The sequence below is a fragment of the Paenisporosarcina cavernae genome, assembly GCF_003595195.1.
Classification (GTDB): Bacteria; Bacillota; Bacilli; order Bacillales_A; family Planococcaceae; genus Paenisporosarcina; species Paenisporosarcina cavernae.
In genome coordinates, this window is the sequence record NZ_CP032418.1 from 790,972 (window position 1) to 806,454 (window position 15,483).

The following is a 15,483-nucleotide window of genomic DNA, read 5'->3' on the forward strand; positions in this document are numbered from 1 at the left end:
AGGTATTTCATACTAAAATGGAAGATGTATAGAAGTACCTAGTGCAACAACTGGAGGAATTCATGAATTACTCATCGACAGATGCGTCCGACATACGAGATTTTATGCATCAATTTGCAACGAAGAATCCATTTGACATGACGTTTATCTTACAAAAATCGGCAACAAATGAATATGTCGTTCGATATTTCAACGAACTAGCTGCAAACTTTTCGGAGTTTACGATGGAAGAAAGCGGATACGCATCGCGTTGTTTTTCCGTTGATTTGTGGACCGTTTTAAAAAAAGCGATACGAGAACTGCCGAATCACCAAGCGGGGTTATCTCAAAAACTGATTGTAGCAATGGAACCGAAGCTGCATGTTTTTGACGCGAAAATTTTGTCGATTCAGTTAGACGAGGAAGAGGAATATATTTATGTTTCTTTAACCGATCAGACACACGTAGAAGCAGAGCGAGTGTCACTTCTAGAAACAAAAGAGAAATACGAATCTATTCTCGACCATAATTTAGATCCTCTCGTTTCTGTAGACGAAAGTGGTGTTATATTATATGTGAATCCAGCTGTACTGCAATCATTCGGCTATATGAATCACGATATTGAACACTCTACATTACTTGATTATATAGATAGTGCTTCCAAATCTAGCTTTGTTGAATTAATGAACCAATCTTTCTTGGGGTTATCAGTTGAATTAGAGGAATGTTCTTTTTTACACAAAAATGGGCATTATTTACCCGTGTATGTGAAGACTATTCCGATTGTCGTGAATAATCTAGTAAAAGGAATCCATGTGATTATTCGTGATACTTCTCCACACGTGGAAAATAAGGAAAAACTCTTTTATTTATCGTATCACGATCACTTAACGGGGTTATGGAACAGAAGAGCGTTAAAAGAGCATTTACGTGAAGATACTCGTTTTGCGGAACTTCACGGGGAAGAGCTTGCCGTTATCTATATAGATCTGGATCGATTTAAATTAATAAATGACTCCCTTGGCTACAATGCAGGTGATGATCTAATGAAACGAATTGCCGATCGTCTAAATACGGTCGCTATTCGTAATAGTCGAGTTTATCGACATAGTGGGGATGAATTTGTCTTTGTTGTTCGAAAAGCAGATCGTTTATTAGCGGAACAATTTGTGAAAGTTGTCTTAGATGAATTAAATAAACCATTTTATATTGAACACCAAGAATATTTTATCTCTGCTTCTGCAGGTATTTCTCTATTCCCGACAGACGGGAAAGAAATGGATGTTTTATTGAAAAAGGCAGATCAAGCATTATTTTATGTAAAAGACAGAGGTCGTGCACATTTCCGCTTTTTCCGAGAAGAGATGAATCATTCCTTCCCTAATGAAGCATTAATGGAATCACATCTACGTCGTGCTATTGAGATGGACGAGTTATATATTCACTACCAGCCACAAGTAAACTTGAAAACAGGACAGATCAACTCATTTGAGGCATTACTTCGTTGGGATAATAAAACATTTGGGTTCGTGCCCCCGTCCCAATTTATACCCATTGCAGAAGAGTCAGGTCTCATTTTGCAGCTTGGAGATTGGGTGCTGGAAAAAGTATGTCACCAATTGCAAGAGTGGCAACAAAAAGGGTACCACCATATGCGAATTGCGGTGAATATTTCGCCGAAGCAATTTAAACAAGAGACGTTCTCGTTTTATGTAGAATCTCTCTTAGCGCAATATCAAGTTTCACCAGAAGCGTTAGAAGTAGAAATCACGGAGTCCGCCATGACGAACATGAGGGAAACACTCACTGTGTTAAATAGCCTTAAGAAAATTGGCGTCGTGATCTCCATAGATGATTTTGGAACCGGGTATTCTTCACTTAGTTACTTGAAGCGCTACCCGATTGATATTATTAAAATCGATCAATCGTTCATCCGTGGAATTGAAACGGATGAAAAAAATGCCGCTATTGCAAAAACCATTATCCAACTTGCTCAAAATTTAGGGATGGAAGTAATTGCAGAAGGTGTTGAGAAGTTACTGCAAGTCGATATCTTAAAAGAAGCGAACTGTCATAAAGCGCAAGGCTATTATTTCAGTCAACCTGTTTCGATGAATGAAGTTATTGCTCGATATTTTGCCTAATAAGTATTTTTTAACGTCAAATAGGATGGGACATAACTAGCATTTTGTATTGGTCTCGACCAATCCGCGAAAGTGTCGCAGGTGACGCTTTCAAGAAGATGGATGTTCGCATGCCGAAATGCGACATGGATGTCGTGTCTTTTCGGCCATAAGGCGGCACGAACTCAACTAATCCACTTCGACTGCGGTCGAAGCGAATGGATTTTCGTTTCGTGCTGGTCGCCTAGGAGTCGCACCTGCTCTACACTTTCGCCTTTTTCTTAATAGAGAACTTGTGAATATCCTATCAAATGGTGGGTGTCACGGGTCCTCTATTTTTGTTCCATAATAAAAGAACACTTTTGATAGAATTGAGGTACTTATTCAAATTCATATCGAAAGAAGTGTTTTAATAGTTTAAGATCATACGATGAATCAACTGATTTTGTCTTTTAATGTTGGAGTTACATTAAAAGAATATGATACCGAATACACCTTCAACCGTCTGGTGTAGAGCATTTTAGAAGATGCTTCGACGCCTTCCGCCGTCAACCTACGAAAATACACCAATGGATTGGAGGGAATCTGAAGATTCTTTGATTAGATACTAGTTATATCCCAGCTATTTTGCTTTTTACCAAATGTCAGCGAGTTAATAAAGAAGCTTTCCAGTGAAGGAAAGATGATTGCAAGAAAGCGTGAAGAGAAAAATAATGTGAATCACAAAAGGTTACTAGTTTTCTGCCTCTATTGGTGCACTTTATAGCCCACATAAATTATTCGAGATCCATTAAAGCCTCGCATCATCATTAAAATTCCCTTTCTTCTGATACAATTTTTCTGCCTTTTAACAGTATTTAATATGGTATGATAATACTTAGAAAATTCATTTAATTTCTAGGAGTGATGGGCATGTTGTTAAAGGATCAAAAAATTATTGTAACTGGTGGATCAAGTGGAATGGGATTTTATATGGCGAAAAAGTTCGTGGAAGAAGGAGCAAATGTCGTCATTACAGGTCGGACACTTGAAAAGCTAGAAGCGGCTAGAAAGGCGATTTCACATGACGATTCCAAAGTAGGAATTTTTCAAATGGATGTTCGTGAGCCAGATCATGTAAAAGCAATGGTGAAATATACGGACGAATTATTTGGAGACATAGATGGTCTCGTTAATAATGCGGCAGGGAATTTTATTGTACATGCTGAAAAATTATCACCTAATGGGTGGAAATCGGTCATTGATATTGTTCTGAATGGTTCGTTCTATTGTTCTCATGCTGTTGGGAACTATTGGATTGAGAAAGAGAAAGAAGGATCTATTTTAAATATGTTAGCTACATATGCATGGAATGCTGGTGCTGGAGTGGTTCATTCAGCTGCGGCTAAAGCTGGAGTGATGTCGTTAACACGTACGTTGGCGGTGGAATGGGGAACGCAGTACGGAATTCGCGTGAACGGAATTGCACCAGGACCAATTGAGCGAACAGGTGGAGCGGAAAAACTTTGGGAATCAGAAGAAGCGGCTCAACGAACGCTTAAGTCTGTGCCATTAGGTCGTTTAGGTCGTCCGGAGGAAATAGCAGAGCTAGCTAGTTTTATGATGTCATCAAAAGCGGCATATATGAATGGGGAAATTGTGACATTAGACGGTGGCCAGTGGTTAAATAAGTTTCCATTTTAAAGCATAAATAACGTTTTCTCTGCCATCCTATGAAAAAAGGAGGTAGAAAATATGGGCATGTGGACGGTACCACTTTTAATCGCGATTGTTATCATAAGCGCAATCGCCTTATATACTACTATGCGCGTGTTGTCCTTTGAACAGCGTCGGAATGAGGCAATGGACTCACCGATTCCGGAGGAAGTAAAAGAGCACCCAATCGTACTTAATCCGATCATTTGGGCATATTTAGTCGCATTTATCTTTATTATGCTCGTGATTGGATATTCTATAGCTGCGAATGCTTAATTAAACGAATATACCTTCATCATTATAACCTCGGGATTTGCGGAAAATAGACGAAGCATCTTGAGGTTATTTTTGTTTTTACCATCTCACTTGAAGTGATCAAGATGGAAGATTCCACCAACTTAGTTCGAATTTGTTTGCCTGATGTTTATGAAACTTTCACCTCGTCAAATGCCCGAAGTCAAAAGGATTTTTAAACTTTTTATACAAATTCTGGTGAAGAGTTGGAATCGATTTGATGTACATTCGGTGATTTTGACGCATTAATCTCCTCTCAAAATATGGTATGATACTAGGTGGAGTTTGAGGTTCGCCTCAAACGTATTGAGAGGATGGTAGTTTCATGATTTCAGTAACAAGCAAGGATTTTTTTGACACTCTCATTGCAGACTTTATCGTCTCTTCAGAGAAAGTCGCTCATGTTCAGTTAGGAAATAATGCAGAGCATGCATTACTTGTGTTAACGAAAACGGGGTATTCTGCTGTGCCTGTGCTAGATATGAAATTTCGCTTACAAGGTCTTGTGAGTACACAAATGATTACGGACTCCATATTAGGAATGGATCATATCGAATACGAACGACTTCCAGATATAAAAGTGGATGATGTAATGGATTTACAAGTACCTACGATTCATCAAGGAGAAAATTTTCAGCGAGCAATGGATTTGTTAATCAACCATAACTTTCTTTGTGTGGTAGATGATGAGCATACTTTCGTCGGTATTTTAACTAGACGTGTCATTATGAAGCAATTAAAAAAATATTTATATCAGCCACATTAATCGCCACAATTATATGGCCTCACAAATTGTGAGGTCTTTTTTCACTTTCTTTTAAAGGGGAGTACAGGAATGAGTACGAATGAATTCGAGTTGTTAAAGGTGTTAGCGGAAGAAAAGAATATGCGAAAAGCTGCGGAACGGTTATTTCTTTCTCAACCTGCGTTATCTCAACGACTTCAGAGCTTGGAGAAAGAATGGGGAGCTTCTCTTTTTATTCGTTCTCAAAAAGGATTGACTCCCACGCCAGCTGGTGAATTGGTTATTGAGTTTGCGGTGAAAAGTTTAAAAGAAAGAGAAGATATACATGAACAATTAAATTCACTCGTGTCAAAAGTACATGGGACACTGAAGATAGCTTGTGCGAGTATAGTTGGTCAAAACTGGTTACCAATTGTCTTAAAGGATTTTATCACTGCGTATCCAGAAGCGAAAATTTCACTAATTACTGGATGGAGTTCAGAAATTGTGAAAGCATTGTATGAAGGTGAAGCACATGTGGGAATCGTAAGAGGCCATACCGACTGGAAAGGAACGAAAATTCCCCTTTTTAAGGATACGCTTTATTTAGTAGATAAAGAGTTATCTAGTATGGAAGAAGTTCTGCAAACAGATCGGCCATTCATACAATTTAAAAGTGATTCTAATTATTATCAAGAAATTCAAGCTTGGTGGCAGCGTCGTTTTGCCTCAAGTCCTAAAAGGCAAATAGTGGTCGATCAAATTGAAACGTGTAAGCAAATGGCACTAAACGGAATTGGATATGCGATTTTACCGTCTATTACACTGAGTGGGATGGAAGAAGTAAATAAGATTCCGTTGAATAAAGAATCAGAACCGCTAGAGTTAGCTCGCGAAACATGGCTGATCGGCTATGACTCTTCCTTTGAACTAGGGCAGGTGCAAGCGTTCGTCGATATTGTAAAAAAACACTCAGCAAGGTTAAAATAAGAAAATATAAACGAAATGAGGAATGAAAAAATGGATGCTTACGAAATTATTTCATACATACAACATGCAAAAAAATCGACTCCGGTGAAGGTATATGTCAAAGGCGAACAACTAGAGACGTTAACGTTCGGAGAGGGAACAAAAGTATTTGGAGAAGGGAAATCCCTTGTTTTATTTGGTGAATGGGGAACGATTCAAGAGGCGTTAGAAAGACAAACTGCTCATATTGAAGATGTTGTCGTAGAAAATGACCGTCGAAATTCGGCAATTCCTTTGTTGGATTTAAAAGGTATCGAATCGCGCATTGAACCTGGTGCATTTATTCGCGATCAAGTAGAAATAGGGAGAAATTGCATCATTATGATGGGTGCAGTGATTAACATTGGTGCGGAAATCGGAGACGGCACGATGATCGATATGGGTGCTATTTTAGGCGGTCGCGCTACTGTCGGAAAGAATTGCCATATTGGCGCAGGCGCAGTATTAGCAGGTGTCATTGAACCACCTTCCGCTACACCTGTTATCGTAGAAGATGATGTCTTAATTGGCGCAAATGCAGTCGTGTTAGAAGGTGTTCGAATCGGTAAGGGTTCGGTTGTCGCTGCTGGTGCTGTCGTGACAAAAGATGTTCCACCAATGACTGTCGTAGCTGGGACACCTGCTAAAGTTATCAAAGAAATAGATGAGAAAACAAAATCGAAGACGGAAATTATGCACGAACTTCGTCAATTATAGGAGGGAAACATGACATCCTTTATTGACATAAGACGAGCACTTCATCAAATTCCAGAAATAGGTTTTCAAGAAAAAAAGACGCAACAGTTTTTGTTAGAGTTTTTAGAATCATTGCCGCAAGAACGTTTAACGATTCATCCATGGGAAACTGGCATTTTCGTCCGTTTGGAAGGATATGTTGGCGAGAAAACGCTTGCTTGGAGAACGGACATTGATGCACTGCCATTGGAAGAGTTAACTGAATTAGAATTTGCGTCCCTTCATCCTGGCGCTATGCATGCATGTGGGCACGATTTACATATGGCAATCGCTTTGGGGGTTCTTCAACAGCTTGTGGAACATCCTATTGCTCATCATGTAATCTTTCTTTTTCAACCTGCAGAAGAAGGTCCAGGCGGTGCTGAACCGATGTTAACCAATTGGAAAGCACAGTTGAAAGATTGGATGCCGGATGCCATTTATGCGTGCCATATCGCACCTGAACTGCCAGTTGGCGTCGTATCAACGAAATCTGGAACATTATTTGCCAATACATCTGAATTGTTTTTCGAGTTAACGGGGAAAGAAGGGCATGCCGCATTTCCTCACCATTCAAAAGACATGACGATTGCAGCCGCTTCTTTACTTCTCCAGCTTCAAACGATTGTTAGTCGTAATACCGATCCGCTAGAGTCTGCTGTCGTAACAATAGGCTCTATGAAATCGGGAACTGCAAATAATATCATCTCTGGATTTGCCCGGCTAGAAGGGACCATTCGTACTTTTTCCTCGAACGTCATGGCGCACACGAAATCACGAATTGAAGCTATTGCAAGAGGGATTGAAGTAGCGTTTGATTGCGAAGTAAAGGTCCTATATGGTTCAGCTTATGTAGAAGTGAAAAACGACAGTAGCGAGTATGAACGATTTCGTACGTTTGCAGAATCTTACAATGACGTAACGTATCATGAAGCGAAGGAAGCGATGACCGGAGAGGACTTTGGATTTTTCCAAACAGCCATTCCGGGACTCATGTTTTGGACAGGAGTCGATTCAGAGTATGGTTTACATCATCCTAAATTGAATCCAAAGGAAGAAACTATTCCGCTGATGATTCAATTTATCCGTGATTTTTTCCATCAATATGAATAAAGTGATGCCACGAATGTGTTTTTCAACACTTGTTCGTGGCTTTATTTTTTGTATCATGGCCATTTTGGGAAAGGAAGAGAAGCAATGATTTAGTGACTGCTAACGTATTACCACCTGCTGCTGTAGTAAATCTTTCCCCGCTACGCATCTCTTAAATTTACCTATTAGGATCAATGAAAAATATCTTCACATTATTGTCAAATTTCAGGAACTATTTAGGAGCTATAGCGTACTAATTATAGAGAACGAACAGGGGGACTATGATGAAAATGATACATATGTTTAAAGGAATGATAGCGGCACTACTTATTCTCTTTTTATTGCCAGCAAATGCAGTTTTTGCTGCGCCGAAGCTATCGGTGCAAGCGGAAGCTGGATTTCAAAATGCGACGAAATACAATTCGGGTGTTCCACTCGTTGTGACAGTTAAAAATGATGGTGACGCATTTACCGGAGATTTTGTCATTGATGCACCAGAAGGATATGGCATTGGTTCTGCCAAAGCTGTTCCTTTTTCCATTGGAGCGAATGAAACAAAAACGATTCAAGTTTCACTTGGTGGATTAAATGGAGATTACGGATATAATGGCACGCAAAATCAGATGTTCTACTTCTATGAAGGTGGCTGGGAATCGGGCGATGAGATTCCGTACACAGGGAAAAAATCTGTCACTCCTCAAACATTTGGACCTGAATCGACGTTTATATTTACCCTCACGTCGAGTGCCGATCGATTAGCTGCGTTATCAACAGTGAAAAAACCAATGTCTGGTGACTCTAAAGTTTTTCATCTTGCCCAAATGAAAAATCGCTCATTACCTGACTCAGCTTCTTCCTATGCAATGGGTGACGTCATGGTAATCGATGAATATGTGGTAGCTGATGAAGAAGAAGCTGTACAACAAGCGATTCTCGACTGGGTGCATGCTGGTGGAGTGTTGTTAGTTGGGGCGAGTAATAATGTAAAAGCGGAAGTAGGAATGCTAGGCGACATGCTGCCACTTTCGATGACTTCTACTCAGAAAACACTTAACAAGACAGTGATCGAGAAGCTCGCGAAAGGTACAGAATTTAAAGCCGATTTGCCATATTTTGCTTCCACACTAACAAATGGATCGAGCGCTTTATTAACAAGTGATACTGATACAGTGATCGGATTGAAGCAAGTAGGAAAAGGTGCCATTATCCAAACCGCATTTTCTTTAGGAGATGAACCTTTTTCAAAAGAAGGGCAAGCGGCAACAAAAGTGTATACAACGTTACTTGCAAGCAGTGGACTTTTTCAATCGAACAATGGATACATGCAAAACGCGAAAGAGAATTTATCGTATGAATTAGGGGAGATGAATGAGTTATTCCCTTCTTTCCAACTTTCTACAGGCGTCATGATTGGGCTAGTTATTTTATATATTTTGCTTATTGGACCGGTCTTGTACATTTTGTTGCGCTGGAAAGATAAACGAGAGCATGCCTGGTGGATCATTCCTATTGTTTCTGTTGTGATTTCGTTGATGATCTTTATGTACGGTGCAAAGGATCGCCTTGTCAAACCACAAATTCAACAACTTAGTTTTTATGAAGTGCTGCCGGATCAATCGTTATCTGGTTATTACGTCAACACGTTATTGTCGAATAAAAGCGGGAATTTTACGTTCGAGGCAGAACAAGGAACGTCGATGGTTCATTCAAAACGAAATTCACTTTTTGGTGGTCAAGGAAATAACCAGCTGACTTCCATTATCGAAGATGGAGAGAATACAGATACGTTAACACTTCGAAATGTCGGCTATTGGTCTGTAAACACAGTGCTAGGAGAGACAACTATACCTAAACAAGGACAATTTGTTACAGATATTAAAGTGCAGGATAAAAAAGTGACGGGAACAATTAAAAATGAATTCCCTTTCAACTTATATGATGTTTCTGTTTGGTCAGGTGCAAAATTATGGAATGTGGGAGATTTGAAAGCAGGCGAAACTGCAACGGTTGATCTAACGATTAAAACATCGTCATTAGCGCCAAGCTCACCTCCGAGCTATAACATGGGATATGCACCTGTGAAAAATGCAGCGGATCTTCCGAAAGAGCGATTAAATCGTGCGATTAATACAGCGGCTAATTATCGACAACGAGATGCAGCTCCATCAATCGTAGGATACACAAAAGATGCAATTGTACCAGTGTCATTAAACAATGGGAATGCAGAAATTGATGCGATTAACGTCGTATATCAACCTTTCAAACCAACTACTATTTTTACGGGTGAAGTAACACTTCCGGCTAATTTGTTGTCCGTTTCCTTAAGTCCTGAAAATGATTCTGTCGGTTACATGAATAAGATTGGGACAGACAACTATGAGTGGTCATTAATGACAGGCTCGTATATATATGAAGTGAAGGTACCAACTAGTATTTCTTTACCAAGCATGACATGGTCGGAAATTTCCATTGCGAATACGGATATTAACTCCATGACTCTTGAAATTTGGAATACGAAAACAGAAGCGTATGAAGAAGTGAAAAGCGGACGTGTCACCATTGCTGAGAATGCTGGACAGTATATTTCAACAGAAGGAACATTGCGCTTTCGAATCGCTAAAAATGGAGACAATGGAAATGATTATACTCGTCTTCCAGAAGTTCGTTTGAAAGGGGACGTATCGAAATGATTGAAATAAAAGGACTATCCAAAAAATACGGATCATTTTATGCCTTAAATGATTTAAATTTAACCCTACAAGAAGGGACAGTGTTTGGGTTCGTCGGTGCCAATGGTGCTGGAAAATCAACCACTTTTTCGATTTTAGCGACACTTCTAGCCCCTACTTCTGGAGATGCATGGATTGATGGAATTAGTGTTCGAAATGAACCAAAGAAAATCCGAGAACTAATCGGTTACATGCCTGATTTTTTCGGAGTGTATGATCAGCTAAAAGCAGATGAATATTTAGATTTTTACGGTGCATCTTATGGAATTCCAGCGAGTAAACGAAAACAGTTAATACCTGAATTACTTGAACTCGTAAACCTGACACATAAGCGATACGAATATGTCGATCTTTTATCTCGCGGTATGAAACAGCGCCTTTGCTTAGCTAGGTCACTGATTCACGATCCAAAAGTGTTAATACTAGATGAACCTGCATCAGGACTTGACCCACGGGCACGAGTAGAGATGCGGGAAATTCTACGGGAATTAAAAGGGATGGGGAAAACCATTCTCATTTCCTCTCACATCCTTCCTGAATTAGCGGAAATGTGTGACGAAATTGGTGTGATCGATAATGGTAAACTGATTGCTCATGGATCGGTAGAAGATATCCAACTTCAATTAAGTGGAGAAAGAGTGATTAACATACGTGTAAAAGGGTTAACCTCTATCGCGGTATCTCAACTAGAAGAAGATCCTTTCGTTACCAACATCGTGGATCACGAGGAAAAACATTCTGTCTCCTTCACGTATCGCGGTACGGAAGATGACCAAATACGGTTACTCGGTCGACTAGTTCAAGCCGGAGTTCCTATTGTGTCCTTCTCTGATCAAGAAACTGATTTAGAAGATGTCTTTATGGAAATTACGAAAGGAGTGGAAATTGGATGAAAGAATTACTCTTAAGTCCTGTATTAGTAAAAGAATGGAAGCTCCGTTTTCGTAATATGAAAAGCTTTATTGGGATTGTTTTTTACTTAATTGCCATGAGCATCTTTGTATTTGGCTTCATCTTTTTAAATACGCAATTTACCGGTTCAGGCTTTTTTAGCCCAGATCAAAGCTTTATCTTATTCTCTGTTTTAACGTTTATACAACTCGGATTAATTGTTTTTATCACACCAGGACTAACAGCAGGAACCATTAGTACAGAACGTGAGAAACAGACGTTAAATATTTTATTAACTACTTCCCAAAGCTCTGGTCAGATTATTGGTGGAAAATTAAGTTCTTCAATTTCTTTTCTACTTTTAATCTTAGTGGCTGGTTTGCCAATTTATAGTTTAGTTTTCTTATTTGGTGGAATTTCCCCAAGCCAGCTCGGGCTGATTTTTATCTACTTTTTTGTCACGATGTTAGCAATCGGGAGCATCGGAGTTTTCTTCTCGACTGTGACAAGAAAGACAATTGTTTCGATGATTTCAACCTACGGGGCAATGATTTTCTTTGTAGGTATAACAGCATTTTTCTTTTTATTGTCTATTCAAATGAATCAAATGACGGGAGTTCCGACTACTAAACCGCTTCCAATTGCCCATTTTTGGGCAAGTATTAATCCTGGAATTACGATTTTCACGCTATTAAATCCAGTGATGGAAGCGCAAATGAAGGATATGACACGCATTGACTTCCCACTGCGATATGGATTCCTTCTTTTTTACTTAGTATTAACAGTCGTGATGGTATTTCTATCCATCGTAAATTTACGCGTTCGGGCAAAAAAATCGAAATAAGGAGGTGAATGAAGTTGGCAAAATGGGTTCGGAAAGTTCATCGACAGTTACTACTCCACTATAGTGTGCTTCAGGGACAACTCGTTCTTTTAGCCATAGTGGCCACGTTGTTTTCGGTCCTACTCTTCTCTCGATTTTTCGTCTGGGCTTTTTACATTCGATTTGGTGTAGGTCTTTCTTTAGTCATTGGCGTTGGATTTATCATCTTTTTCGTCTGGAAACGTCCGAGTAAAAACGAAACAATTTCTATTTATGATTCGTATTTTCCGAATAACTTACTTGTCACTTCGTTATCTCCGACATTACGCGAGCATGAATTACAAAAATATGTAGAGAAACAAACGATTGACTATGCACCAACTGCGTTTGCACGCTTTAAAAAACGTAAAAAAAGTTGGGTAAAACCACTTGCGTTGTTTTTCATACTTGGGTTTGTGATCGGAAATATCGTGCTTGTTTTATTCCCATCAAATGCACAAGTGGAAGCAAAGAAAATCGAAGAAGAAATAAAGCTCGTTCAAGACATTCATAAAAAAGTAAAGAAAGTGGCAGAAAAATCATCTGTTTCTACTGTGAAGAAAGAAATAAAAGAGCTTGAGAAAGCGTTAAAAGAAACAAAATCACCACAGGAAGCGTTAAAGAAACTTGTAGAGAAACAAAAAGAATTGGATCGTAAAACCGCTGCATTGCAAAAAGAATTGAAGTCTGCGGAAGCTAATGGTGGACTATCAGAAAAAGACAGAGCAACTAAAGAAGCAGAGCTAAAAGAGATGGAAGCTACTTCTAAACAACTTGCTTCCCAGCTCCAGAATGCACAAACACAAATGCTTAATAACGGGATGATCAAGCCAGGTTCCCAACTTGCAACGATTAAACCTAGCAGTGCTTCAGCGAACGGCAATCCTTCCAGTAATGGTCAATCAGCCTCTCAAGGCCAAAGCCAAGGACAAGGACAAGGCCAAGGCCAAGGGCAGGGACAAGGACAAGGACAAGGTCAGGGACTAGGACAAGGACAAAGCCAAGGTCAAGGGCAGGGTCTAGGGCAAGGTCAAGGACAGGGTCAAGGTCAAGGACAAGGACAAGGTCAAGGTCAAGGTCAAGGTCAAGGACAAGGCCAAAGCCAAGGCCAAGGTCAAGGTCAAGGACAAGGACAAGGCCAAGGCCAAGGTCAAGGACAAGGTCAAGGTCAAGGTCAAGGTCAAGGGTCAATTGGTGGATTTGGGCAAGGATCTCGTGAATTATTATCTGTTCCAACAAGATTAGGTGGGAAAGGGAATACGGAAGTGGATAATGGACAATTAGGAAATGGATCGTCGGTTGAAGAAAATCCAAACCAAACATCAGCTGAAAGGGGAACCGTCCGAAACTATGAAGAGGTAATAGGTACCTACCGGGATTCCTACTATTCAAGTGCTGAAAAATGGCAACTTCCTTCTGATTTACAAGTTATTGTTCGTGATTATTTTAGTGAAGTAGAAAAATAAAAGTAATGGAGGATAAGATGAAGTTTACCCCAGAAGAGTACGCACAAATGAGCGAAACGCTACAAACAGTAAAAAAGGAAATCAGTCAATTTATCGTTGGTCAAACGGATGCGATTAATTATAGTCTATATGCCATTTTGGCTGATGGTCATGCATTGTTAGAGGGGTTACCAGGTTTAGGGAAGACGATGCTAATTCGCACTATCTCGGATGTACTTTCCTTATCCTTTTCTCGAATTCAATTCACTCCAGATATGATGCCTTCTGATATTACTGGGACGAATATGATTGAACGGGATGACGCTGGAAAACAATCGTTTGTATTTAAAGAAGGCCCAATCTTTCATCAAATGGTTCTAGCGGATGAAATAAATCGTGCGACACCAAAAACACAGAGTGCATTGCTTGAAGCAATGGGGGAGAAAACGGTGACAGTGTTAGGCGATACGAAACGAATGAGTAAACCATTTTTTGTTCTTGCCACGCAAAACCCCATTGAAATGGAAGGTACTTATCCGTTGCCAGAGGCACAATTAGACCGGTTTCTTTGTAAGATAGCGATTGACTATCCAACAAAAGAAGAACTTAAAATGATTATGGAACGAACAACTGGTTCGTTAGATATTTCGCTTTCAAGTAAGATGGACGCGGAACAATTAGTTTTAGCTCAACAAATGGTCAAGCATATTATGATTGCAGATGAAATGATTGATTTTGCTATCGATCTTGTCATGTCCACTCAACCTTCCAATTCATCTTCAGAACTTGTTAAGCAATATGTAGCTTATGGCAGTGGTCCAAGGGGATTACAAAGTATTATTCGTTTAGCAAAAGCTCGCGCCTTTATGGAAGGTAGATATCACGTATCGATTGCTGACATTCGGTCCGTTGCAGTTCCTGCTTTACGTCATCGAATTTTATTGAATTATGAAGGAGAAGCAGAGGGTTATACAGCAGATCGGTTACTTGAACAGTTAGTAGAATCCCAAAAACAAGGACTATCTGTATGACGGGTCCTTCATTGCTACCAAAAGAAATGTCAGCAAAACTTTCCAGACTGAAAATTGTGTCGAAATCTTCTACTCGAGGAGCACATAAAGGAAGTCACCGTTCGAATCGTTTTGGTTCATCGCTCGATTTCTCGGATTACCGCGTCTACCACCCAGGGGATGATGTCCGGCAAATTGATTGGAATGTTTTTGCAAGAACCGAAAAGCATTTCATCAAGCGATTTCTTGACGAGCAAGAAATGAGTGTTCATATCCTTTTAGACGCAACCAAATCGATGAATGAAGAAAAGAAATGGTTAGTAGCGCGACAACTTACAAGTGCCATTGGTCAAATTGTGTTAGCAAAAGATGACACTTTGTCCTTCCATCAGTCATCCGAAGATTCGGCGTATTTTCGTAAAAAAGGGAGAGTATTTCAGTCCCAGTATGCACATCATCTGGAAAAGTTGCATACTGCTTCATCAGACCGAACATTTACAACGAGTCTTCATCTTGCACCACTCCGTTCGAAAACGATTTTGTATTGCATTACGGATGGACTAGAAAGTCTTGATCAATGGGAAATATTCTTAAAAAACACTGCCCGAGTTTCACGAGATATACGAGTGCTATTTATCCATGCAAAAGAAGATATTGTTCCATTAGTGAATGGAGATGTAGAGTTCATTTCACGGGAAGAGGAAGCAAGTGTGAACGTCACCATATTGAAGGATACGATGATACAGTATACCAATTCACGTGAAGCACATTTTCAGGCACTTGAAAGTTTATTACGAAAACATGGAGCATCGTTTCTTCATGTATCAAGTGAGGAGTCCATTCATCACATCCTTTTTACACAATTAATCCGAGCGAACTGGCTCGTTTAAGGAGTT

General features: G+C 39.7%; 13 protein-coding genes. All 13 read left to right on the top strand.

Going from position 1 to position 15,483, the window contains the following annotated elements; all coding sequences use genetic code 11:
- Positions 1–62 precede the first annotated feature (62 nt).
- The gene (locus tag D3873_RS03970) at positions 63–2,123 is read left to right on the top strand and encodes a putative bifunctional diguanylate cyclase/phosphodiesterase (RefSeq protein ID WP_119882814.1); all 2,061 of its coding nucleotides are present in this window, start codon (positions 63–65) and stop codon (positions 2,121–2,123) included.
- 891 nt (positions 2,124–3,014) lie between these two features.
- The gene (gene fadH, locus D3873_RS03975) at positions 3,015–3,785 is read left to right on the top strand and encodes a 2,4-dienoyl-CoA reductase (RefSeq protein ID WP_119882815.1); all 771 of its coding nucleotides are present in this window, start codon (positions 3,015–3,017) and stop codon (positions 3,783–3,785) included.
- A 51-nt stretch (positions 3,786–3,836) separates the two neighbouring features.
- Positions 3,837–4,073: a hypothetical protein gene (locus D3873_RS03980; RefSeq protein WP_119882816.1), complete on the top strand. Its 237-nt coding sequence runs from the start codon at positions 3,837–3,839 to the stop codon at positions 4,071–4,073.
- Between the two features lie 343 nt (positions 4,074–4,416).
- Positions 4,417–4,857 (top strand): cyclic-di-AMP-binding protein CbpB, encoded by a 441-nt coding sequence (gene cbpB, locus D3873_RS03985; RefSeq protein WP_119882817.1) that lies wholly within the window; start codon positions 4,417–4,419, stop codon positions 4,855–4,857.
- A gap of 69 nt (positions 4,858–4,926) precedes the next feature.
- Positions 4,927–5,805 (top strand): transcriptional regulator CcpC, encoded by an 879-nt coding sequence (locus D3873_RS03990; protein WP_119882818.1) that lies wholly within the window; start codon positions 4,927–4,929, stop codon positions 5,803–5,805.
- A 30-nt stretch (positions 5,806–5,835) separates the two neighbouring features.
- Positions 5,836–6,540, top strand: coding sequence for a 2,3,4,5-tetrahydropyridine-2,6-dicarboxylate N-acetyltransferase (gene dapD / locus D3873_RS03995; protein ID WP_205536283.1), 705 nt, complete (start codon positions 5,836–5,838; stop codon positions 6,538–6,540).
- A 9-nt stretch (positions 6,541–6,549) separates the two neighbouring features.
- Positions 6,550–7,671 carry an N-acetyldiaminopimelate deacetylase gene (locus D3873_RS04000; RefSeq protein WP_119882820.1) on the top strand — a complete coding sequence of 374 codons (1,122 nt, stop codon included), beginning with the start codon at positions 6,550–6,552 and terminating at the stop codon, positions 7,669–7,671.
- A gap of 263 nt (positions 7,672–7,934) precedes the next feature.
- A complete protein-coding gene (locus tag D3873_RS04005; protein WP_119882821.1) occupies positions 7,935–10,340 on the top strand; it encodes a DUF8725 domain-containing protein in 2,406 nt (801 codons plus the stop codon).
- The gene (locus D3873_RS04010) at positions 10,337–11,272 is read left to right on the top strand and encodes an ABC transporter ATP-binding protein (protein ID WP_119882822.1); all 936 of its coding nucleotides are present in this window, start codon (positions 10,337–10,339) and stop codon (positions 11,270–11,272) included. The genes D3873_RS04005 and D3873_RS04010 overlap by 4 nt, the downstream gene beginning before the upstream one ends.
- Positions 11,269–12,114, top strand: coding sequence for an ABC transporter permease (locus D3873_RS04015; RefSeq protein WP_119882823.1), 846 nt, complete (start codon positions 11,269–11,271; stop codon positions 12,112–12,114). The genes D3873_RS04010 and D3873_RS04015 overlap by 4 nt, the downstream gene beginning before the upstream one ends.
- Before the next feature lie 14 nt (positions 12,115–12,128).
- Positions 12,129–13,598, top strand: coding sequence for a DUF8809 domain-containing protein (locus D3873_RS04020; protein ID WP_119882824.1), 1,470 nt, complete (start codon positions 12,129–12,131; stop codon positions 13,596–13,598).
- A 17-nt stretch (positions 13,599–13,615) separates the two neighbouring features.
- Positions 13,616–14,608: an AAA family ATPase gene (locus tag D3873_RS04025; RefSeq protein WP_119882825.1), complete on the top strand. Its 993-nt coding sequence runs from the start codon at positions 13,616–13,618 to the stop codon at positions 14,606–14,608.
- A complete protein-coding gene (locus D3873_RS04030) occupies positions 14,605–15,477 on the top strand; it encodes a DUF58 domain-containing protein (RefSeq protein ID WP_119882826.1) in 873 nt (290 codons plus the stop codon). The genes D3873_RS04025 and D3873_RS04030 overlap by 4 nt, the downstream gene beginning before the upstream one ends.
- Positions 15,478–15,483: the final 6 nt, after the last annotated feature.

Bases quoted from the DNA above. Each gene is read 5' to 3' on its own strand.
- D3873_RS03970 (WP_119882814.1), top strand. From the start codon at position 63: ATGAATTACTCATCGACAGATGCGTCCGACATACGAGATTTTATGCAT.
- fadH (WP_119882815.1), top strand. From the start codon at position 3,015: ATGTTGTTAAAGGATCAAAAAATTATTGTAACTGGTGGATCAAGTGGA.
- D3873_RS03980 (WP_119882816.1), top strand. From the start codon at position 3,837: ATGGGCATGTGGACGGTACCACTTTTAATCGCGATTGTTATCATAAGC.
- cbpB (WP_119882817.1), top strand. From the start codon at position 4,417: ATGATTTCAGTAACAAGCAAGGATTTTTTTGACACTCTCATTGCAGAC.
- D3873_RS03990 (WP_119882818.1), top strand. From the start codon at position 4,927: ATGAGTACGAATGAATTCGAGTTGTTAAAGGTGTTAGCGGAAGAAAAG.
- dapD (WP_205536283.1), top strand. From the start codon at position 5,836: ATGGATGCTTACGAAATTATTTCATACATACAACATGCAAAAAAATCG.
- D3873_RS04000 (WP_119882820.1), top strand. From the start codon at position 6,550: ATGACATCCTTTATTGACATAAGACGAGCACTTCATCAAATTCCAGAA.
- D3873_RS04005 (WP_119882821.1), top strand. From the start codon at position 7,935: ATGAAAATGATACATATGTTTAAAGGAATGATAGCGGCACTACTTATT.
- D3873_RS04010 (WP_119882822.1), top strand. From the start codon at position 10,337: ATGATTGAAATAAAAGGACTATCCAAAAAATACGGATCATTTTATGCC.
- D3873_RS04015 (WP_119882823.1), top strand. From the start codon at position 11,269: ATGAAAGAATTACTCTTAAGTCCTGTATTAGTAAAAGAATGGAAGCTC.
- D3873_RS04025 (WP_119882825.1), top strand. From the start codon at position 13,616: ATGAAGTTTACCCCAGAAGAGTACGCACAAATGAGCGAAACGCTACAA.
- D3873_RS04030 (WP_119882826.1), top strand. From the start codon at position 14,605: ATGACGGGTCCTTCATTGCTACCAAAAGAAATGTCAGCAAAACTTTCC.